Raw genomic sequence first — 21,480 nt, 5'->3', positions numbered from 1 at the left:
CAAAGGCCGCCGGCAGCAGCGCTTCCACCAGGCTCACCTGACCCACCGCCTTGCGCACCATCGGACGCCCCCATCCTGCTTCACCAGGATCGAATCACAGCAGCACGGCCAAGGCCAGGGTTTCGCGGCAGTCTCCATAGGCTGTTCGCCCGGGCCAACCACTCACGCTGGCCCCGCCTTTGCCGTCGGTGCAGCCGAAGCCGGAACCGCGCGTCAACTTCGTTCCTCCTGCGTAGAGAACACTCGACACTCGCCGTATGGCCGGCTGGCGGCGGATGCCAGACTTGCCGCGGCCCTAACGTGCAGGCCTCGAACTGGTGGTCCCATACGCTTCGGCTTCCCTCGGCCTATTCTCCCGTGTCATCAGCTGGTCGAGATACCGGCCGTAACGTGAGGCCTCGGAGAATAGAGGTTCATCATCACCGACAGACATGATCGATCCGCATTGAGCGCCCTGCGCAGGCTCTGGTCCTCGCCGTGGCCACGCTCGCGCCAGCTTGGCCGGCTCCGCCGCAGCGTACGCCGGTCAGAGCTGGACGGCCTCACGTTCGCATTCTGGATGCGGACCCTCGCGGTGATCGTGGTATCGATCTGGCTCGCGGTCAGCACGGTCTACCCCCGCAACATCTACTACCTCGCAATCGCCGCCACGTTCTTCATGCTGGGCTACGTGCCCTACCGCTTCCGGCTGCATCGTCATGCCGAGTACATCAAGCTGGGGTTCAGCATCCTCGACGTAGCCCTCATCACGGCCGCCATCATGGTACCGCCGCTTGCGGGCTTGAGCGTGGACTGGCCGATCCAGACGAGGGTGCGTGGACAGGAGTTCCTCTACCTCCTGCTCCTGCTGGCCGAGGCGGCGCTGACCTTCTCCCCGCTCAGGGTCATCTGGACAGGTTCGGCGATCGCCCTGATCTGGTCGATCGGGATCCAGCTCATCTATGCCCGCCCCGACACGACCCGCTTTGCCGAGGTTTCCGCGAATGGTCCGCTGTCCGACGAGGCGGCATTGCGCACGCTCTTCGATCCGAGCTTCGTCAGCCTCACCAGCTGGTGGACGCAGCTGGTCGTGACGGCGCTGTTCACGCTCATCCTGGCACTGACGGTCTGGCGGAGCCGCACCCTGCTGTTCGCGCAGGTCCAGGCCGAGGTGACCCGCTCCGACCTTGCCCGCTATGTCTCGCCCGACGTGGCGGACGCAATGGTCGCGCGGGCGCAGCGGGACTTCGGCAAGCCTGCCGTACGAGTGGTGGCCGTCATGTTCGCGGATATCGTCGGATTCACCTCGCGCACTGAGCGACTGCCGCCGGAGACCGTGTTCAGCCTCCTGCGGAGCTTCCAGGCAAGGACCTGCCACATCGTGTTCCGGCATGGAGGGACGCTCGACAAGTTCCTGGGCGACGGGTTCATGGCGACCTTCGGGTCCCTGGCCGACCAAGCCGATGCAGCGGCCCGCGCCCTTGCCTGTGCCTTCGAGCTGCAGGACGAGATGGCCCGGTGGAATGCCAAGCGTGCTCATACCGGCGGAAAGGCGGTCGAGCTTGCGATCGGGCTGCACTGCGGACCCGTGGTCGTCGGCAATGTCGGCGCCGAACGCCGGGTGGAGTTCACCGTCGTGGGCGATGTGGTCAACGTCGCCAGCCGCCTGGAGCGGGCCAGCCGCGAGATCGGCGGCCGGATCGTCGTCTCAGCGGCCTGTCTCCAGGCCGCTGGCGGTCCGCCGCCCGAGCGGCGCTTCGAACGCTCCCTCGACATTCCGTTGCGAGGAAAGAGCGACCCGATCACGGTCCACGTTGCCTGAACGAGGAGCGTGCTGGCGGCTTGGCTATCTGGAGCCATCTCTTGCATCGGCCGGTCGCCGGAGCGCACAGCGCTCGCCGCATTGTACCGGTTGGCCGCTGGCTATAGCTACATCCCATCGGCAGCCATCGACGACGGGCAAGGCGAGGAACCGTGGTGAAGCTGACTTTTCTCGGCAGCGGCAGCGCCTTTACGACCGGCGACGGCAACTGGCAGTCCAACATGCTGATCGAGAGCGAACGTGGTCGACGCCTGTTGTTCGACTGCGGAACGGACGCGCGTCTTTCGCTGGCTGAGGCCGGACTTGGCGCCCGGGATATCGACGCAGTCTATGTCAGCCACCTCCACAGCGATCACGTCGGCGGCCTGGAGTGGCTGGGCTTTTCCACATTCTTCGACCCAACGGCGCAACGCCCGATCCTGTTCATCGAGCAGAGCAGGGTCACGACCCTGTGGGCCAACATCCTCAGCGGCAGCATGGCCCGCAATGGCCTGTCCACGCTGGATGACTATTTCGACGTTCGTCTCCTGGCAAGAGACGGCTTCTTCCTGTGGGAAGAGCAACGCTTCTCGCTAACTCCCATGCTCCACTGCATGGACGGGTCGGTTCCGTTGATCAGCTTCGGCCTCCGGTTCGAAACCAGCCGCGCTCGGCAGCTGATCACGAGCGACACGCTGTTCGAGCCACAGCGGCACGGAGAATTCTACAGCTGGGCCGATATCCTGTTCCATGACTGCGAGACGTCGTACCAGCAGGATGGGCGCCCGTCGCGCTCCGGAATCCACGCCCATTACGAGGACCTCAAGACGCTCTCGCCGGAGCTGCGTCGTCGAATGTGGCTCTATCATTATCAGCCCGGTCCCAAGCCGGACGCCAAGGCCGACGGCTTCCAGGGCTTTGTCGCCAAGGGGCAGACGTTCGACCTGTGAAGGATCGTGCACTGGTCGCGCGCGGCTCGCCTGGCCAAAGCTGCGACCAGCCTACTGCCAGTCCACCTCGTCGTAGTTCGATTGGACATGCGAGGCGGCCGCGAGAAGTTTGCCTCCCCGGCTGCGCTCGATTTCCGGCACGACCTCGACTTGTATCGTTGCACGCTGGCCCACCAGCTCGGCGGCGCGACGTTCGAATTCGGCGACGCGGTCGGTGGTGGCGCCGGGGGCCAGGACCAGCCGGGCGACGATGTGGTCTTCGCGCTCCTGGATGAACTGTCGCTGGCTGATCCAGTCCGCTTCGTCCGGCATCAAGGCCGACAGTTCGAGCGGGTGCAGCCACCGCCCGCCAGGCAGGCGGAAATAGTCGCGCATCCGCCCCTGGATCGAATCGATCTTGGAGAATGGCTGGCCGCAACTGCAGGTATCGGGGCCCCGCCTGACGACGTCCCCTAGCCGGTAGCGGATGAAAGGCATCGCGTGGGCATGCAGCGCGGTCACGACGACCTCGCCGCGCTCGCCCGGGGCTGCAGGCCGATCGCCCTGCATCACCTCCAAGATCACCGCATCATCGCAGACATGAAGCCCGCCCGCCGTCGGACATTCCCACGCGATCACGCTGAGCTCGATGCTGGCGTAGACTTCATAAGCCGGTGCGGACCAGAGCTTGTGCAGGCGCTCACGCATGGTGGGCGTCAGGACCTCGGCCGTGCTGAAGAGCATGCGTGGCCGGATCTCGCGCTTGTGCTCGTCGTCGAGATGCTCACCAAGGCGCAGCAACGCGTTCGGATACCCGCCCAGGATGTCCGGCTTGTAGTCCCGCAGCTGACGCAGATGCACCTCCGGCGGGGCCTGGATGTCCAGGATCAGGCCGGAGTCGAGCCCGAGCCGCTTGAGGGCTCGACCGATGATCTTGTTGTCCTTGGGGTGGTTCGCGCGCACGAGCTGCAACCGGGCGATCCGGTCGCCGAACCTGCGGCCGAGCTGCCGTTGGGCGCGCAGCAGGAACAGATACAGGAGCCTCTGCTCGAGCCAGCTGCGTCGTACCACGAAGGGCTCGCCCGACGAGCCGCTGGTGTTGATCGTCAGCAGTCGGTTCAGGTCGTGCCCGCGCGCGATGAGCGAGGGCAGGGGCGCCTCACGCAGGTCGCGCTTCGTGACGATCGGAAGCCGGCCGATATCGTCGACACCGCGAATATCACCTGGGCGAACACCGTGGCGGTCGAACAGCTGACGGTAGAAGGGAACGTTCTCATATGCATGCGCCACCAGCGAACGCAGCCGCTCGTCCTGGAACGCTCTCACCTGCGCCCTATCGGCCCGGCCATGCGCCTGGAGCGCCCGCACCACCCGCGCCACGTCCCCCAGTGCACTCAACGCTTCCATGCAAAACCCCGATGCGGCGCACTGGCAGGATGTGCAGACCTGCCATCCGGCCAGCAATGATTATGGTAGATGCTCATGGGCTGACACCGAACCCAAACACGACGTTCAGGCAGATCCAGCATCTTTGGCTAGTCCCGGAACAGAGACCTCCAACATTCCCGAAGAGAATTCTGCGTTGCCGGTTCCGTACCATCCAGAGCAAGAGGTTTTGAGCTTCACCTATATGCTGTCGCAGTCTTTGGGACATTGGCAAGAACCACAGCTTCAATGCACTGCCGAGATCAGTCCATCACAGATTGGCCACTGAAGTACCACAAGCAGAGATACCAATCGATAACAAATATTTCATGTGGAGGCACTGAGCAGGTTCCACCAACTGGAATGTAGGCTCCGCTTGTATACCAGTCGTTCCCGAGCACGTTACTAAAGCCAAACTTTTTCTCCGCGTGTGCAACCGAAGATGCTTGGACAAGTTTTCTGTCCGCGTCGGGTGGTCGGACCGTTCGGCTGCAGATCAGGGGCACACTCGTCGATGGGTTTTGTGAATGGCAATCTGGTTGTGACACCGTCGGCTGTTCCAGAGCTGTCCGCCGTGCGGGTTCCGTTCGAGACGGCAGGACCGGTGCTCGACGCCCCTGCAGGTGGGCGGGTGCGTGTACGGGGTGTGCAACTGGACGACCTTCCGGCCATCTGGCGTTTCTGCGCAGAATCCTATGACGTCTACCGCGGCTGCAGCTTCGAGGATTTTCGTTCGGTCTGGCATCACCGCTGGCTCCACAATCCGGCAGCGGCGCCGGGCCAGCCGCTGGGATGGCTCCTCGAGAATGATGCCTCGCAGGTCGTCGGCTTCTATGGCGTGGTCCCGGTGCGACTTCGCATCGGCGGTCGAGCAGTGACGGCGTTTTCCGGTTCGAACTGGATCGTTCATCCCGACTACCGGCGCCACAAGCTGAAGGAGGGCAATGGTGCCGAGAGTGGCAGCCAAGCCCTGTTCCGGGAGTACATGGCGCTGGGCGCCCAGAACGTGCTCGTGTCGACGGGCGTGGCGCCTGCAGCAGCGACCGCCCGCGAACGGGTGATGAAGCGAATCCCGGTCGAGGGCATCGACCGATCCATGTGGTGGATCATCGACCCGAAGCGGTTCCTTGCCTTGAAAGTGGCACAGCTCGGCGCGAAGAGCGCAATCTGGAAGGCAGTCGCGTCGGCAGCGCCCGCCTTGAACATGCTGGGCCCGCTGTGGCCAATCGCACTGGGCATCTATACCGACCCTAAGCATCGCATCCGACCATGGCTGTCCCCCGCAAGGATCGAGTTTGACTGCCCCGAGCTGCCCGTTGAGCGCGTGACCTCGTTCCGTCATGAGTTCGACGCGTTCTGGGCCGAGCACCGGGAAAGCTATGACGTCACCACCGAACGCAGTTCCGCTTTCTTGCGCTGGCGCCACTGCATGCTGCCCGAGAGCGTCGGACAGTCCTTCGTGTTCGCCTGCCGGGACCACGGCAGGCTCTTGGGGTACGTGGCACTGCAGACACCTGGCACCCGCTCCGACACCGTGCTTCGCGGGAGCTATACCGTCACTGATCTGTTCTACCCGCCCGGCCGCGAGGATGTGCTGGGCAACCTGATGAACGCTGCCTTCCGGTTCGTGGTCGAGCAGAACGGCACGGTCCTGAAGGCATCCGGCTTCCATCCTGTCGTTCAGGCGGCACTGGCCAGCCAGCGGCCTCACGTGATCGAGCCGGATGCCTTGCAGAACCTGGCGCGTGGGAGGGCTTTGCGCCTGTTGGCGGCCCGCAGCCTCCGCAAGGGACACAACACGGCCACGGAGCCGAAGCCGAAGGGCAGCTACTGGTACAAGGTGCCGACCAGGGACTTGGCCGAGACCTGTGAAAGCGGCTCGTGGTGGCCGGCCGCCATCGACGGCACAAGCACCCTCTAGTCGCGACGGCGCGACAAGCCTTCTGTGCCCTGCTCAGTTGTACCGGCAGGCAGGCCTTTCATGGACACATAGGCGTGATGAGCCGGCCGGCTGGCGGCTCTTTCTCGCCCCTCATCCTGCGAGCAGTTCCCTCAGCGGCGCATCGATCGCAGGAATATCCCCGGGGTTCATCAGCGCCATATGGCCCCAGGAAGAGGCTACCACGCTGACCTTGCCTTGCGGGATGTGGGGAATTGCATCGTGGGCGTCGACCGGCGGGAAATAGCGGTCGTTGTCGATCGGCACGATGATCGTGCGGGCCTTGATCGCCCCCAGGGCTGCTTCGAGATGGCCGCCATAGGTCGAGTTGGCACTGATGTCGCCGGCGTTCCAGGTCCAGAGCTGCGAAAGCAGGTTGTTGGCGTCGCAGCGAAGGAAGAAGGGCTCCCAGAAGTCGGCGACATGCTCCTCGGTGCTGCGGGATCCCAGCGGCCTGAAGTCCTCGTTCCGGAAGAACGGCTCGGACGTGCCCCAGCCCGCATAGATGGTGGCGAACGCCGTGAGGCCCTTGACCGGCGGCCGCTCGTAGAAGCCGTCGGCATAGGCGGGGTCGAGCTCGAGGGTCCGCCGCAGCGCCAGGAGGAACACCTTGTTGTAGTTGGCGGTCCTGGCCGAGCCGGCGATCGGGCAGGCGGCCTACACCATGTCCGGGAACTGCGATGCCCACTGGAAGGTCTGGCAGGCTCCCATCGAGAAGCCGGTCACCAGCCGCAGCCGCTCGATGCCCAGCTTCTCGGTGACCAGCATGTGCTGCAGGCGCACATTGTCGTGGATGGTCACCTTGGGGAAGCGGCCACGCTCCACCGGTGGCGGGCTGTTGCTGGGTGAGGAGGACAGGCCGTTGGCCAGCAGGTTGGTCAGGATGATGAAGTACTTCTCGGGATCCAGGGCGCGGTGCCCGCCCAGCATGAAGGCTTCGCTGTCGTCATGGGTGCCGGTGTACCAGCTGGGCACCAGTACGGCGTTGTCGCCCGCCGCATTCAGCGTGCCACGGGTTGCATAGGCCAGCGTCGCCATGGGCAGGACCCCGCCCTTCTGGAGCTGGAAGTTCGGTACCTCGAACGTCTCGAAGCTGCTCATGTGGTCGTCCTCCCATGGCCGTGGCACGTCCAAGGCTGGACGATGTCGAACAGATCCGCCAGCCATGAATCTGCCTCGGACCTCGCCGTCTCGATCGTCCTCGCCGCCTGTACCGAGCCCGGCTTAGCCCTGCTGTGCGGCCGGCCCGACGGATGACCCCGCTCCGGGCATCTGGCATGGCACCTGGCGCTCTCCGAGATGGAGTGGGCCAGGACGCCAAGTTACGGCCGCACGCCCGCTCCCGGAACACAGGAGCAGCCCGGTGCCTTGGTCGAGGCCTGGATCAAACCAATAGCACCTTGCCCGGACTAGCCGGCAGCGGCGTCCTTGAAGCTGACCAGCTTGCCCCTGCTCTCGTCCCACAGGGCCAGGCGGAAGCAGCCGAATGTATCCTTCAGCGTGATCCGGTTGATGCCGTTCAGTTCCGGATGCGCGCGCAGGACCTCATCCAACCGGTAGCTGGGGATCCGGCTCGAAAGATGATGCACATGGTGGACGCCGATATTGGCGGTGAACCAGCGCAGGACAGCCGGCAGGTGCAGGTGCGAGCTGCCATGGACGGCTGCCGCATGGACGTTCCAGTCGTCGTCCTTCTCCCAGTGCCCGTCCTCGAACTGGTGCTGAACGAAGAACAGCCAGACCCCGATCGACGACGCCAGCCAGGTGATCGGCAGCTGGATCAGCAGGAAGTCCTTCAGCCCGACGACCAGGATGGCCAGGGCGGCCAGGGCCGCGATGGCAAGGTTGGTAGCCATGGTGCTGCGCCAAGCCTCCCTCTTCGATCTCATCTGGGGCGTGGGCAGGCGGTGATGCAGGATGAAGAGGTAGGGCGCACCGAGGCCGAGCAGGAAGAAGGGATTGCGCTTCAGCCGGTAGAACCATTGCGCCCACCCGGACAGCTGCTCGTATTCCCGCACGGTGAGGGTGTCGACGTCGCCGATCCCCCGATCGTCGAGATTACCGGATGTCGCATGATGAATCGCATGCGCATGCCGCCAGTGCCCATATGGCGTCAGGGTGAGAACGCCGATCGCCCGGCCTACCCAGTCGTTCAGGGACCGGCTGGGAAAGAAGGAGCCGTGGCCGCAATCGTGCTGGATCATGAACAGGCGCACGAGGAATCCGGCCGCGGGGACCGACAGGAGGAGGCATAGCCAATAGGAGTAGCCCAGGCTGAGCCACATCGACAGCCACAGGATCACGAACGGAACGAACGTGACCGCAAGCTCCAGGATGCTGCGGCCGAACCTCGCCTCCCGAAATGGGCTAAGCGCCTTGAGCCAGTGGCGTGCATCCATGCTGGTGGATGGCGCAGCCGCACCGAACGATCGTGCGGCGCCGTCCGTCGGCACGCCGGACACGAACGACGGGCTTGGAGCGGTGAACGTGGTGGACATAGTCATGGAGGATTGCGTGTACCTAGGGTCGGTGGCCTGATCGAGGTCGCCCGTGCACTGTCGCGGCATAGCGAGAAGAGCGTTCTTCGCCTAGGCCTGCTTGCCGGAGGACCGACCGGTTCGTCCAGGCAGCACGGTGATGTCGACAACTCAGGAAGTGACCTGGACAAGACAAAGCCCTGCAGCCTTGTTCAGGCGCAGGGCCGTCACGACGCCTGACATGGCATCAGCACAGGCGATCCAGCAGCATCCCTCTCCAGTCTTCAGCTTGCGGCTGTCGACTGGAAGGATGAATGTCTACCGGTACCCGACTTCAACCTATCGGGCGCCAGCAGTCCGATCAGCCTGGAAGGCTGAGATTCTCGGCGGAGGACTTGCCGGTCCTCGGATCCTTCACGAGATCGAACTCGATCTTCTGGCCTTCATGAAGCGCAGAAATTCCTGAGCGCTGGACGGCGCTGATGTGAACGAAGGCATCGCTCCCGCCATTGTCCGGCGCGATGAAGCCGAAGCCCTTTTCGGAGTTGAACCACTTGACGGTTCCGGTAGTCATGAAAAATCCTGTCTTAAACTAGGCACGCCACGCTTACGAGGTACGCAAGCGCCAAAAGTCGAACAGATGAGCTCCTAAACGAGGCTTACAAGCTATTCACGAGCTCACCGAAGGATCGGATACTCTTCCGTCGACAAATTGCATATGACTACCCCAGCAGCATAAAGCAAGTGTGGCATTATTGTTCGCCGCGGCTATTGAAATGATGAAGCTGCAGACCGCTGTGCGTGCTCGATTTTTCGTTGCTCTCGAGACCGGGCATGGTCGATGTGTCCTGCCTGGGTTCGCTGTTCATCCCGCCCATCCGGCAAGAGCTCTTCTACTGTTGGCTGAGTGCAGACTGTGGGATTCGGACAATCATCGAACGACTGGCTTCCCTGTGGCCGCCTACGCAGGTTGGAACATGCATCTCCTCGACAGCACGATTGCACGCACCCGTGCGGACGGTAGGCAAGCTCAGGCCGTTCCGTCCTGCAGCAACTCGCCATGTTCCAGCCGAAGAACGGATCACCGGCCGCCCACTACGTCGATCCCGTTCGTTCGCCTCCGTGATCACCGGCCTGCGCGGCATCTTGCAGGGCGAGCTAGTCCATGCGGGACGGCAGCCAGGTTGCAAGACCGGGGACGAAGATGATCGCGACGACGATCGCGATCAGCGCCAGGACGAAGGGCATGGCCGCGATGCTGCCTTGGACGAGATTGCACCTGGCGATCCCGCAGGTCACGAACAGGCTGGCACCGACCGGTGGCGTGACGAGGCCGATCGCCAGGCCCACAACGGTCACGATGCCGAACTGGATCGGGTCGATCTGCAAGGACTGGGTCACCGGCCAGAGCACCGGGACGAGGATGATGATGCTGGCCCCCAGATCGAGCAGCATGCCGGCGAACAGATAGACGCAAAGGATCAGGAGAAGGACAAGGGTAGGGTTGGTCGTCAGTCCGAGGATCACCTCGGCTGCCTCCTGCGGGATCTGCTCGCGCGTGATGATGAGGCCGTACAGAGAAGCCGATGCAATCATCAGCATCACGACGCCGGTCGTCACGCAGGATTCGAGGACGATCCTCGGCAGATCGCGAAGCTCGATGGTACGGTAGACGAACATGCCGACAAGAAGGCTGTAGACCACGGCAACGACAGACGCTTCCGTAGGTGTCGCGATGCCGTAGCGGATCGACCCGATGATGACGAGCGGCATCATCAGGCCCCAGATGCTGGCACGCGCCGTCTTGAGGATGTGCAGGAGCGAGGTGCGCGGACCCTTCGCATAGCCGCGAAGCGTAGAGATCGCCCAGGCCGTGACCATCAGCGTCAGCGCGATGAGGAGGCCCGGGATGATGCCGGCCACGAAGAGCTGGCTGACGGAGACACCCGTGATCACACAGAAGATGATCATCGGGATGGATGGCGGGATGACGACGGAGATCGTGGAAGCGGCAGCCGTGACCGCGGCGCAGAAGGCGCCGTCATAGCCCTTCGCCTTCATCGGCGGGATCATAATCCCGCCTGCCGACGAAGCCTCGGCGACCGCCGATCCGGTCATGCCTCCCATCAGCGTGCCGGCCCCGATATTGGCCTGGGCCAGGCCGCCGCGCGCCCAGCCGACGGTGGCGTTCGCGAACTCGATGATGTCGCGCGCGATGCCGCTCCTGGCCATCAGATGGCCGGCCAGCAGGAAGAAGGGGACGGCGAGAAGGATGAAGGAGTCGATGGCGGCGGTCATGCGTTGGGCGACCAACGCTGGCGGGATGCCGCCATAGGTGATCGCCATGAAGGAAGCGATGGCGAGCGCGAACGACACCGGGGCGTTGACGAGGAGCAGGACGACGAAGCCGACGAGCAGAACAGCGGTCATGATGCCTGAACCTCTTCGACCGGGTCACGGGCAAGGCGTCCGCCGGAGAGGCGGCCCACGACGATGTCGCCAGCGATCAGGAGCGCCATCACGCTGTAGCCGGCATAGACCCAGACCATAGGCAGCCCGAGGGTGGCCGAGGGCTGGCCTGTCGTCAGCCGGAGGAGGCCGAGATTGGTGTAGAAGGTGTAGAGGCAGAAGATCAGGACGACCGCTTCGACCAGCGCCTCCGAGGCCTTCCTGACGAGCGGCCCCCCCAGGTAGTGAACGATATCGACCGCGACATGGGCACGATGCTTCCAGGCAAGCCAGCCCGAGAGATAGGCGACCCAGACGAACAGGTAGCGCGCCGCTTCCTCGGACCAGATCAGCGGATCGCCGAGAAGATATCGCCACCCTACCTGGGCCAGGCACATGACCGTCATGGCGACGATGCTTAGAATAAGGAGCGCCTCGGTCGCCCATTCCACCGCAGCCCATAAACGCTTGATCATCGATGCGGCACCTTCATCGCTGGGCAGCGGCGGAGCCGGGTGGCGAGCCCGGCCGTCGTCAGTTGGAGGCTGCGGCCTTGATCTTCTCGATCATGGCCGGATCCAGACCGTCGACGCTCGACGCGATATCGGCCGTCATCTCGCGGAAGGGCGTCAGGTCGATCTCCTCGATGACCATGCCCTTCTCCTTCAGCAGGCCGAGATACTCCTTCTCGAGCTCGGCCGATGTCTCACGCTGCACGCCGGTGCACTCGGTGACGGTCTGGCGGATGATGTTCTGCTCCTCCTCGGTCAGGCTGGACCAGATCGCCTTGGAGAACAGAACCGCGTGGGGGCCATAGACATGGCTGGTCAGCATCACGTGGCTTTGCACTTCCCATAGCGAATTGGAGTAGATGATCGTGATGGGGTTTTCCTGTCCGTCGATGACGCCCTGGCCGAGGCTGGTGAAGACTTCGCCCCAGACCATCGGGATCGGCGCAGCGCCGAGCTTCTGGAAGGCTGCGATATGGACCGGGTTCTGCATGGTGCGCAGCTTGACGCCCTGAAGATCGCCGGGCGCCTCGACGGCCTTCTTCGCCGTCAGGTGGCGCCAGCCATTCTCCCACCAAGCCAGCCCGACAATGCCTTGCGCGTCGAACTTCTGGAGCAGGTCCTGGCCGACCTCGCCGTCGAGGACCTCGTAGACGTGCTGCGAGTCCTCGAAAATGAACGGCAGGTCGAGGACACCCACCTCCGGCACGAAAGCGCCGAGTGGTCCGGTCGAGACGACCGTCATGTCGACCGAGCCGATCTGAAGCCCCTCGACGGTCTCGCGCTCCTCGCCCAGCTGGCGGTCAGGATAAAGCTCAATGGCAAGCGATCCGCCGCTGCGCTCTTCGGCGAGCTTCTCGAAGCACTGGAGGCCCACGAAGCTCGGGTGGACGGGCTGCGACCCGAACGCTGCGCGGATCGTCGTCTGGGCAGAGGCCTGAAGGGGAGACAGCAACGCAGCAATGGCGGCGGCCGCCAGCAGAGCATGTTTCATTCGTCAACCTCCTGATGAACTGTCTTTCGGCCGCGGTCCCGGTCGGCTTGCCGCCGGCCCTGGCCACCCCTTCACCCGCGCCTGTGAAGCGCCCGCTATGGACGCTCATCAGCAGGCTTCTCGTGCTGACGCCTGCCGGCGCTTTTCAGCCTGCTTGGGGCGATAATGCCAAAGCTCCGGTCCGTCCAGCACGGGGCGCGAGTCATGCCTCCCCGGGACCAGTCGAGAGCCGTCGCTTCGACAGTGCGATCATCCCGCAGGCTGAACGGAGATGTCTGGAATACCATCTCCCCGCGATCGCCTTTGAACTGCCGTTGTCGTCGGCATTCGGCGGTTCGGATGATGGATCTTCGAACGCTTTCCCGGTGGATGCCGGGGACGGTCCGTCATCCGTGCCGGATCTTGAAGTACAGGATCGTGCTGGCGAGCATCAGGGTGACGGAGTTCGCGGCAGCCAACGGCCAGTCGCTCGTCAGGATGCCGTAGGTCAGCCACAGCGAGATCCCGGTAACCAGCACGACGAACATCTTGAGCGAGATATCGTGCGTTGATCGGGTCCGCCACACACGGAGCACCTGCGGGACATAGGCACTGGTTGTACAAAGGGCGGCTGCATAGCCGATCAGGTCCAGAAGTTGCACGGTAGCTCCTAGGGCCAAGAGGGCGAGAAACGGTCCGGCGGCAGAACAGTTCCGATCTCCACATGCCGTGCTGATGATAGTTGCCGGGTCTGAGCGTGAAGCAGACGATCGAGTCGTGCCGCCATGGCGATGCCTCGCGACTTGCCGGTGAACCGATCTGTTTGCTTTGCACATGACCGAGTTCGCGCCCTGCTCCTCGTGCAGGGGCGCAGCTGCGCGATCACGATCACTCGTTCAAGGTCAGGCGCGTGCCGAGTTGCAGGCATGGTCGTCCCATACCATCCCTGCAACTCGCACATCCCCCAGGTTCTGCGGACGACATCCGTCGCTGGAAGTCTTGGGTGCCATGCAGAGCAGCATGCCGTAGCCAAGCCGTCGCGGCGCGTGCAATGTCTTCGCATGAGAAGCGAACACACCCCCTGGGTCGTCGCGATCGGTGCCTCAGGCGCTCAAGGCCTCAGCGACATCCAGGTACTGGTGGCAGCATTGCCGTCTGATCTGGCCGCGATCGTCATGATCGTGCTGCATCGTCCCTGGGATCGTCCAAGCCATCTGCAGGCGGTCCTGTCCCGTGCGTCGGCTCTGCCGGTGCTCATCACGGAAGAAGACGAGCGGTTCAAAATTGGTCGCATCTATATCGGTGAGCCGGCCGAGCATCTAAGTTTGGCGGCCAGCAGCTTCGGTGAACTCGTCAAAGACCCCGAGCAGAAATACCGCAACCGTACGGTCGATCTCTTGTTCAATTCGGTCGCGGCGCACGCCGGGAGCCGTATGATCGGCGTGATCCTCTCCGGTTCGCTGGATGACGGATCGCGTGGCCTGGCGGCCATCCATGAGGCAGGCGGGATCACCATGGTACTCACCCCGGGAAGCTCGCCTACCGAGCACGGCATGGGCGAGAACGCCATCACGTTCGACGGCCCGGTAGACCTCATAGGATCTGCACGGCAGATCGCTCAGCGCATCCAGGATCTTGTCGCACCGGCCAGATGAGCCAACGGATCGGCATGGGCGCCAGCGGCAAAGGCAACGCGTGCCGGACAAGCTGGCGGGCCTGCCTGCAAAGCGCCCCGCACCTATTAGGCAGGTGGACGATCCTTGGGATGACCCGCCCACCATTCCATCAGGCCAATGATCGTACAGGGCAGGCAGATGGCACAGAATACGGTGATCCACCGCAACAACGCCAACGGCCAACCGATGTCGGGGCAAGCGCTGTCGCTCCATTCATCTGCACAGGCAAATCGGTAGGCCCGTTCGATCTCGACACTCGCCTCCCAACCGACCCAAACGACTGCGAGCGCAGTCATCATCAGAAGCGGCGTCCGCAGGCGTCGGCGCGGTGCCTCTACGGTTCTCACGGAGTTCTCGAGCGGTCTGCTGCGTCTTCAACGATGATGAGGGATTCCTGACGATCGTTCAGTGTCCGCGAATAGTTCTGCCGATCCGTTCCCCATTACAATAACCGAAAGGCCCTCGACGATACCGGGCATCGATCGTCACGTTGCACGATGAAGGATCTGCCGTTCGCCTGGAGCAGGAGCTCCATCGATCGAGTAGCGTATCAGCCGGCTGGCCATGGCCTTCCTTTCCATGCCGTCCGGGACGACGCCGGCGCACGTCGACCGGAGGAGGCCCAGGAGCCATCCCGACAAGTCACCATGGTTTATCCTGCGAATGCTCACCATTTCCATCTACCTGGCCCACAAACAGCAGGGGTAGTCGGCAGCCTCCGTCGGCGCTCGATGTTTCATGTAGCGATCTCCATCCGGAGGAATCTCTCCTTGCCCAGGAAGCCGTGGGATTTCCCGCTCTATCCATTGTTCCTCGCTGCCCACTATCCGCTGTTCCTGATGGCAGGGGATATTGGAATGTTCGATGCGGGCGCGGCTCTTCGCCCGGCACTGATCGGGGCACTTGGAGCCTTGTTGATCATGGCCGTCGTCGGGGTCGTCATGCGCGACATTCATCGGGCCGCACTGTGGACCGCCATGGCTGTCGTCATCTTCTTTCACTTCAATCTTATCGAAATGACATTCCGTGATCTGACCTACCCGATCATGGGATTCGTGCCGACCATCTACATACTGGCGTCGATGCTTCTGTTTGCAGGCTTGGCCGCCTTCTTCCTCAAGGCGACATTGAATCTCACGCGGATCGGGAACACGGTAGCAGCTGTGATGCTGGTGTTCCCGATGATGACGCTGATCCTGCGCGAGCCGGGTCTGGTCAATGACGTGGCGCATGCTGGCGTGATGAACAGGAGTGAAAGCCTTCTCGTGGATGCGCATCGCACCAGCGAAGCTCCCAGCATCATCCACCTTGTGCTGGACGGGTACTCGCGCCAGGACGTCCTCGCTGATCTCTATCACTTCGACAACACGCCCTTCCTCGATCAGCTGCGCCAGCTGGGCTTCGCGGTCGCGAGCGGGGCCGTCTCGCCTTACAACCAAACCATGTTGGTCATGAGCAGCGTCCTGACGGCGGATTACCTGGGCCCTGCAGATCAGCCAATGTCCGCCCAGGCGCTGCGGCGCTCATTGCTTCAGGAACTCCGCCAGAACCGCGTGATGGAGACCCTTTCCGGGCTCGGGTATCAAACTGCGGCCGTCGACGTCCGCTATGATCCCGTGCGGATGACTCAGGTGGACCGCCTGCTGCTCCCGCGCCGGATCAGCAATTTCGAGATGGCTGTCTATGAGCAGAGCCTGCTTCACCGGGCAGCGCAGGAGTTCGGTTACGTCGAGCCGAGCCTGCCCAAAGACATGTTCAGCGTTCCCTATGAGCGGGAACTGGCGAGCCCATACTTTCTCTACCTTCACGCCCTGGCGCCGCACCCACCGTTCGACGTCAACCAGCACGGTGATCCGGTGATGCCGGAAGGCGGCTGGCGGGGCTTGGCGGACGGATCTCACTTCACGGACGGCGACCCCGAACGCCGGCGCATCTACCGGGACGGCTATATCGACAAGCTGATGTTCACCAACGAGATGGTCCTGACTTTCCTCGAACGGATCGTCGGCGAGGGAACCGGACCCAAGGTGATCATCATCCATGGTGACCATGGCGGCGGCTTGTACTTCGACCAGGACAGTGCCGACCGCTCCTGCATCACCGAACGCTTCTCGCCGCTTCTTGCCGTCTATTCGACCGATGGTCGGCTGCAGGCGGATCTGCCGCCCGATATGAACCTGGTGAACATCTATCGGCTCGTCTTCAACACCTATTTCGGCACGAAGCTGCCGTTTCTGCCCAGCCAGAGCTCGTTCGCTGATTGGATCGAGCCGGAACGGCAGCAGGTCTTGCCGGCTGGGCGGCTCAGCCAAGCCTGCGAGGTGCCGGAGTGATGCCTCCGGCAGTCGGGTGAAGAAGCATGGCGTCGAGGCTCTCTGAAGCCAGCCGACGCCATTCAAGCAGGTCTTGCCGTATCCTCGGGCAGGGCGAAGTAAATGTGGCGCTTGCCGTCCTTCAGCGGTTGGCTCGCCTTGATCTGATAGTGCTCCGTCAGGCAGCGCTCGAAGTTCGCCTGGTCATAGTCGCTGTACTGGTCATCCTTGTTGGCCAGTAGCGTCTGGACCATTTCGTCCTGCTTGCTGACGAACTCGATGACCAGGCCCGTGCCCAGGTTCGCCAGCCATCCGATGAAGCTCTGCATCGGAATGTTGGCGCTGATGACGATATGATGGATGAGCGCCAGGCACAGGGTGAGCTCCGGCCGCCCACGCTCGGGCAGCGACTTGCGCTCCAGGCCCTGCCAACCCTGGCTGGGCGAGGGGTCGGACAGGTTGACCACCAGCGGCAGGATCTTGCCCCGGTCCGGACGGGTCTTCTGCGTCTGGTAGAGGTGCTCGATGGCCATCCAGTCGCCGTCCATGGAGACGACATGATCGGCATGCTCCGCGACGATCCGTGAGAAGGTCCCGGTGTTGCAGCCGAGGTCCCAGGCCCGCCGCCAGTGCCGGTGCGAAGCTGCTTTCCGCACGAAGGCGCACTTGGCGGCGAATTCGACCTCGTCGTAGCTATGGGTGCGCTCGTAATCGGCCCACTCGGTCTTCGACCCTCCTGGCGACAAGCCGGCGACGATCTTTCGCAGGCCCTTGACGTTGTTCACGATGAGCTGCCGGTCGAAGCCGGCTTTGGCCATCGTGCTGCGGACCTGCTGCGGGCGATTGGCATAGCGACGCTGCAGCGCATCCTGGGCAACTAGGTGCAGCAGGACGCCCGGCCTGATCAGGTCGCGGGCGGAGAACAAGGGGCGCAGCGAAGCGGCCGGGATCCCATCGATCCGCCCGCGCAGCCAGGGGCGGAAGTCGACGCCTTTGTAGGCCTGCAGGAACAGGGGATAGAGGAACAGCTCGCAGAACTGGCGATAGCCGACCCAGGGCTCGCCCTCGCGCAGGGCCTCGAACGACGGGATGTCGATGAAGACGGGCTGAACGCCCTTCCACTGCACATTGTAGGCAGAGGAATCCTTCAGGATGAAGCCGGCCGGAAGTGCCGCCAACATCAGGTCGAGATGCAGCAGCGCTGCATCCTTCAGCATGCCGAACGTCCACTCGTAGGGGTACGAGATGAACGGGACGGGGTCATGGCGTAGGACGGCCGCCCAGTCTCCGCCGAGACCAGTTAGCTCCGCATCGTCCAATTGCTCGGTGCGGACGATGCTTCCCTGTTCCACATGTTCGCGGAAGAACGAGGCCGCACGCAGACGATGCCAGTTTGCCAGTGCTGCCGAGCCGATGCCGCGCAGGATCTGGCCGTCGCGATAGAACACCGCGCCATTGCGGTCCCGGAACGACCCTGGTTCGAGCGCCGCGACCGCAACTCTCTCCACCGACGCGGAGCCTGCCAATGTCGGAGCAAAACCGGTCAGGACATCACTTCCGGGCGGGGGCGTCGGCATCGACATCCCTGTGCACCGTGCTGGCCTCAGCCACGTCATCGCCTCGCCTGATGCCCAGGACGGACAGCACCTTGTGCCAGTAGAGTTTGCCGGCCAGGAGGAGTCCCGCGACGCCGCCGAGCAGCACCTGAAGGATCATGCTTCCGGTGCCAGGATCAAGATAGGCCCAGGCGCTCGATGTCGACATGCCCACCACAAGGGTGGCGATGACGAGCCGGAAGCCTTGTGCGCCGAGGTAATGCATAACGTTCCGTTCCCAGCCTAGGTCAGCGATAGGTCGGGCGCCCGTCGCATCCACGGCGCCAAACGCGGCCGTCTCTGCCGGCCCTTGTTGTCACGAAGCTGTCACAGGGAGGAAGAGCCAACAAGGCCTGAAAACGATTCAGGGAGAAGTTACAAGTCGCCCCACATAGTACGTGGACGAGATGCAGATCAGCCGATACCAGAAGAGCAATGAGCGAGCACCGGTCCAGCACGATCGAAGGCAAGAACGCAGCGGGGGAACTGGGCCGGCCAGCCGACACCACTGCCCGCAAAGGCAGGGGGACACCTGTCCAGCTCTTCCCGTTCCACCCGTTCCTCCTGGCTGGCGCCTCCGTTCTGGCCCTCTACGCTAACAACGTGAAAGAAGCCTCCTTTCTCGACGTTCTGCCCGTGCTGGGAGCCGTTCTTGGTTTTGCCCTCCTGGTATTCCTGGGTATGGGGATCATCCTGCGCGAGTTCGGCGCACGGACCGGCTTGCTCACGACGATCGTCCTGATCGGCTGCCTGTTCTCGGTGCAGCTCGCGTCGTGGGTGATGGCTTTGACCGGGGACATGGAGTCCTGGGTCGCCCGTCTGGTGCTCGCTCTGTTGCTGATCGCCTTGTTCGTTTTCATCGCGCGAACGCAGCTCGACCTTCGGCTGCCTCACAGCCTCCTGAACGGTATCGCGCTGATGATGGCGCTCACGCCGATCGGGCAGGTGGTCTGGTACAAATGGCAGATCCCACGGCCAGATCCGATCGTGAGCAGTATCGGGGTACCCTCCACGTCAACGGAGACTCGGCCCGATATCGTCTACCTGATCTTCGATCGGTACGCCTCGGCCCGGACGCTGGAGCGGTATTTCGGTATCGACCCGCTGCCGATGACGACGTTCCTGAAGGAGCGAGGCTTCTACGTGGCAACCGGCAGCCACGCGAACTATCTGAAAACGGGTCATTCCCTGGCCTCGACCTTCCAGATGGACTATCTGGACCTCCTTTCGGAAGGGGACGGCCGCCGATCGAGCGACTGGGGCCCCATACATGCCATGCTCGACGAGCATCGGGTCGCTCGCTTCGTGAAGTCGGCCGGGTACCGCTATGTCCAGGTCGGCTCCTGGTGGAGCCCGACCCAGGACAATCCCCACGCCGATCTCAATCCTCAGTTCGGTTTTCGCGAGTTCGCCTCGATCTATACCCGGGATATCGGGCTCCATCCTCTGATGGCCGTCGCAGCACCAGAAACCTCCTACACGCGAAGCCTGCAGTGGGACTATGGCCAGTGCCAGCGCGTTCCTTGGCAGGTCGAGCAGATCAAGAAGGCCGTCGCGGATGAGGCAGGGCCAAGCTTCGTGTTCGGCCACATCCTGCTGCCGCACGAGCCATTCGTCTTCGACCCAGCGGGGCGTTGCCTTTCCGAGGAAGAGGCGAACATTCGCGGCCGTACGGCGGGCTACATCGACCAGGTCCACTATGCCAACAAGGTGATCGAGGATCTGGTGACGACCCTTCAGGGGAGCGAGAAGAATCCTCCCATCATCATCCTCCAGGGAGACGAAGGACCTTTCCCCGAAACCGACGTGGGCCACGCCCGATCCTGGCAGGACGCAACTCATGATGAGCTGCAGATCAAGATGGGCATCCTGAATGCGTACTACTTCCCGGACCATGATTATGGTACGCTCTATCCATCGATCACGCCGGTAAATTCATTCCGGATACTGTTCAACAAGTACTTTGATGCGCAGCTTAGCCTGTTGCCAGACCGAATCTACGGCTTTCCGGATATCTTTCGCCTCTACGACTTCTTCGAGATAACACATCAGGTGCGAAGCATTGAGGATTAGCGTCTGTCGGTGACTGGGATCCTTCCGGCCGATCATGTGGCGCCACCTGAACAGAGCGAAGTGACGGTCGGCCCTCAGCTCAGGTCCTGCATCGGCGGTCACTGCCACACGCTGATTCTCGGAGCGTGTGCATCAGATCATCCGAGACCGGTCGCTCCGGATCCGTTCGGGACCCTCAAGGTGCGGGACCCGCAGGGCGCTGCCGGTCACGCGAGGGTGAGCCCGCCTGGGCTCGTCATCCTGGACGGAGCTCGCTCGCACTGAGGCCCATCTGGAGAATGACGATGGGCGGCTGCTTCGACAGAGCAGAATGCTGCTCATGGTGACGCCGATCATGGCCCGCGAAACGTCCAGCCTCCGTTCCTCATCCCGGGCCAAGCGGCGCCAGCAGGTCATCCAGCCGACGTTGCGTCCGACCACCCTCATCCGTCAACGGGCCGCTGATCCGCTTCCCGGAACGACGTCGGTCGGTGGAACATCGAGGGCGGCGGGGCAGGAGCTGGAAGCATTACTGGCCTTCCAGCTGGACACCTCCATTTACTGGCCAATGCGTCTCGCCGGACCGCGTCGTACGGCGAGGTGATGACGTTCGTGGCTCTGTGTTGGCAGGATATTGCCTTCGCGCTGATCATTCGTGTGCCGACAGGTTCCCCTGACACTGTTCACCCTGGCAGGACTTGGCGTTCGAGCCAGACCAGCCGGCGCATGTTGTAGACCAGGTTGGCGAGCCCGATCTTGGTTGTCGCTCTGGCGATGCCGCCTCTGCCGGCTCCTGCCGGCGTCTCCTTCGGAGGCCGGATCGAGCGTCTGCTGACGCTCGATGGTCCGCACGAACAGGCCCATCCTGGCCTTCTGCTCGGCGAACACGTGCTCGATATGTGCGCGGACAGCCGACTTCTTGGCGTTGGCCCTGGCCGTCCGCATCGGCATGGGCCGGTGCGGAGGTCTTTTGCGATGGATGCAGCTCACCAGCATCTGCTGGGTCAGTAATGCTTCGTTCTTCCTCGACCGGTAGCCGCTGTCGCCCCAGACGGCGGCCGCGGTATTGCCAGGGTCGAGCAGGTCGCCCAGCCGGCTTCCCTCATGCGCGGCGGCATCCGTGACCAGCCACTTTCGGATCAGGCGGTGCCGCCGGTCGGTGCTGATGTGGTTCTGGTAGCCGAAGGCGGGGATCGCCAGGTCGACCTGCTTGCGGCCGTCCTCCGATGGCTTGGCCTTGGTGTACTTGATCGTCCATGATCCGTCAGCAGACGGATCATCCAACACCGAAGGTGCCAAGGTCAGAAGACCTTGGCGGGCGAGGCATCCCGATCCTTCTGGCGGAGCTTCGCCGGCCTTGCTTGC

At 63.2% G+C, this 21,480-nt stretch carries 18 protein-coding genes; 6 read left to right on the top strand and 12 right to left on the bottom strand.

What is annotated here, in order from left to right; translation table 11 throughout:
- The first annotated feature begins 445 nt into the window (after positions 1-445).
- Positions 446-1,801, top strand: a complete 1,356-nt coding sequence (locus VHL31_RS22600; protein ID WP_329663507.1) for an adenylate/guanylate cyclase domain-containing protein — start codon at positions 446-448, stop codon at positions 1,799-1,801.
- A 155-nt stretch (positions 1,802-1,956) separates the two neighbouring features.
- Positions 1,957-2,730, top strand: a complete 774-nt coding sequence (locus VHL31_RS22595) for an MBL fold metallo-hydrolase (RefSeq protein ID WP_329663506.1) — start codon at positions 1,957-1,959, stop codon at positions 2,728-2,730.
- A 51-nt stretch (positions 2,731-2,781) separates the two neighbouring features.
- On the opposite strand, the gene VHL31_RS22590 is transcribed toward VHL31_RS22595, so the two are convergent.
- Positions 2,782-4,107, bottom strand: coding sequence for a hypothetical protein (locus VHL31_RS22590; protein WP_329663505.1), 1,326 nt, complete (start codon positions 4,105-4,107; stop codon positions 2,782-2,784).
- A gap of 541 nt (positions 4,108-4,648) precedes the next feature.
- Between VHL31_RS22590 and VHL31_RS22585 the strand changes: the two genes are divergently transcribed.
- Positions 4,649-6,055 (top strand): hypothetical protein, encoded by a 1,407-nt coding sequence (locus VHL31_RS22585; RefSeq protein ID WP_329663504.1) that lies wholly within the window; start codon positions 4,649-4,651, stop codon positions 6,053-6,055.
- Positions 6,056-6,166: 111 nt separating this feature from the next.
- Here the strand turns inward: VHL31_RS22585 and VHL31_RS22580 are convergent, their stop codons facing one another.
- The 8 genes from VHL31_RS22580 to VHL31_RS22545 form a co-directional block, all read right to left on the bottom strand.
- Entirely contained in the window at positions 6,167-6,682 is a 516-nt protein-coding gene (locus VHL31_RS22580) for a hypothetical protein (RefSeq protein ID WP_329663503.1), read from the bottom strand.
- Positions 6,683-6,730: 48 nt separating this feature from the next.
- Complete coding sequence (locus VHL31_RS22575; RefSeq protein WP_329663502.1) at positions 6,731-7,174, bottom strand: alpha/beta fold hydrolase; 444 nt, start codon at positions 7,172-7,174, stop codon at positions 6,731-6,733.
- 308 nt (positions 7,175-7,482) lie between these two features.
- Entirely contained in the window at positions 7,483-8,472 is a 990-nt protein-coding gene (locus VHL31_RS22570) for a fatty acid desaturase (protein ID WP_414653806.1), read from the bottom strand.
- A 439-nt stretch (positions 8,473-8,911) separates the two neighbouring features.
- Positions 8,912-9,124, bottom strand: a complete 213-nt coding sequence (locus VHL31_RS22565; RefSeq protein WP_329663500.1) for a cold-shock protein — start codon at positions 9,122-9,124, stop codon at positions 8,912-8,914.
- A gap of 584 nt (positions 9,125-9,708) precedes the next feature.
- On the bottom strand, positions 9,709-10,980 hold the full coding sequence (locus tag VHL31_RS22560) for a TRAP transporter large permease (RefSeq protein WP_329663499.1): 1,272 nt from the start codon (positions 10,978-10,980) through the stop codon (positions 9,709-9,711).
- Positions 10,977-11,474: a TRAP transporter small permease gene (locus tag VHL31_RS22555; RefSeq protein WP_329663498.1), complete on the bottom strand. Its 498-nt coding sequence runs from the start codon at positions 11,472-11,474 to the stop codon at positions 10,977-10,979. Before VHL31_RS22555 ends, VHL31_RS22560 begins: the two co-directional genes overlap by 4 nt.
- A 58-nt stretch (positions 11,475-11,532) precedes the next feature.
- Entirely contained in the window at positions 11,533-12,501 is a 969-nt protein-coding gene (locus VHL31_RS22550; RefSeq protein WP_329663497.1) for a DctP family TRAP transporter solute-binding subunit, read from the bottom strand.
- Between the two features lie 386 nt (positions 12,502-12,887).
- Positions 12,888-13,142 (bottom strand): SemiSWEET transporter, encoded by a 255-nt coding sequence (locus VHL31_RS22545; protein ID WP_329663496.1) that lies wholly within the window; start codon positions 13,140-13,142, stop codon positions 12,888-12,890.
- 399 nt (positions 13,143-13,541) lie between these two features.
- Between VHL31_RS22545 and VHL31_RS22540 the strand changes: the two genes are divergently transcribed.
- Both VHL31_RS22540 and VHL31_RS22535 read left to right on the top strand, forming a co-directional pair.
- Positions 13,542-14,135 carry a chemotaxis protein CheB gene (locus VHL31_RS22540; RefSeq protein WP_349262528.1) on the top strand — a complete coding sequence of 198 codons (594 nt, stop codon included), beginning with the start codon at positions 13,542-13,544 and terminating at the stop codon, positions 14,133-14,135.
- A gap of 791 nt (positions 14,136-14,926) precedes the next feature.
- Positions 14,927-16,489, top strand: a complete 1,563-nt coding sequence (locus VHL31_RS22535; protein ID WP_329663494.1) for a sulfatase-like hydrolase/transferase — start codon at positions 14,927-14,929, stop codon at positions 16,487-16,489.
- A 62-nt stretch (positions 16,490-16,551) separates the two neighbouring features.
- Here VHL31_RS22535 and VHL31_RS22530 read toward each other — a convergent pair whose 3' ends face one another.
- A complete protein-coding gene (locus VHL31_RS22530; RefSeq protein ID WP_329663493.1) occupies positions 16,552-17,976 on the bottom strand; it encodes a hypothetical protein in 1,425 nt (474 codons plus the stop codon).
- A 43-nt stretch (positions 17,977-18,019) separates the two neighbouring features.
- The gene (locus VHL31_RS22525; RefSeq protein WP_329663492.1) at positions 18,020-18,289 is read right to left on the bottom strand and encodes a hypothetical protein; all 270 of its coding nucleotides are present in this window, start codon (positions 18,287-18,289) and stop codon (positions 18,020-18,022) included.
- Between the two features lie 209 nt (positions 18,290-18,498).
- Between VHL31_RS22525 and VHL31_RS22520 the strand changes: the two genes are divergently transcribed.
- Positions 18,499-20,136 (top strand): sulfatase-like hydrolase/transferase, encoded by a 1,638-nt coding sequence (locus tag VHL31_RS22520; RefSeq protein WP_329663491.1) that lies wholly within the window; start codon positions 18,499-18,501, stop codon positions 20,134-20,136.
- A 537-nt stretch (positions 20,137-20,673) separates the two neighbouring features.
- Here VHL31_RS22520 and VHL31_RS22510 read toward each other — a convergent pair.
- Positions 20,674-21,480 (bottom strand): transposase (locus VHL31_RS22510; protein WP_414653805.1); only part of this gene is annotated, 807 nt, incomplete at its 5' end.

It is taken from the genome of Geminicoccus sp. (genome assembly GCF_036263595.1).
Lineage (GTDB): Bacteria > Pseudomonadota > Alphaproteobacteria > Geminicoccales > Geminicoccaceae > Geminicoccus.
This window is presented reverse-complemented; position numbering and strand designations above follow the sequence as displayed.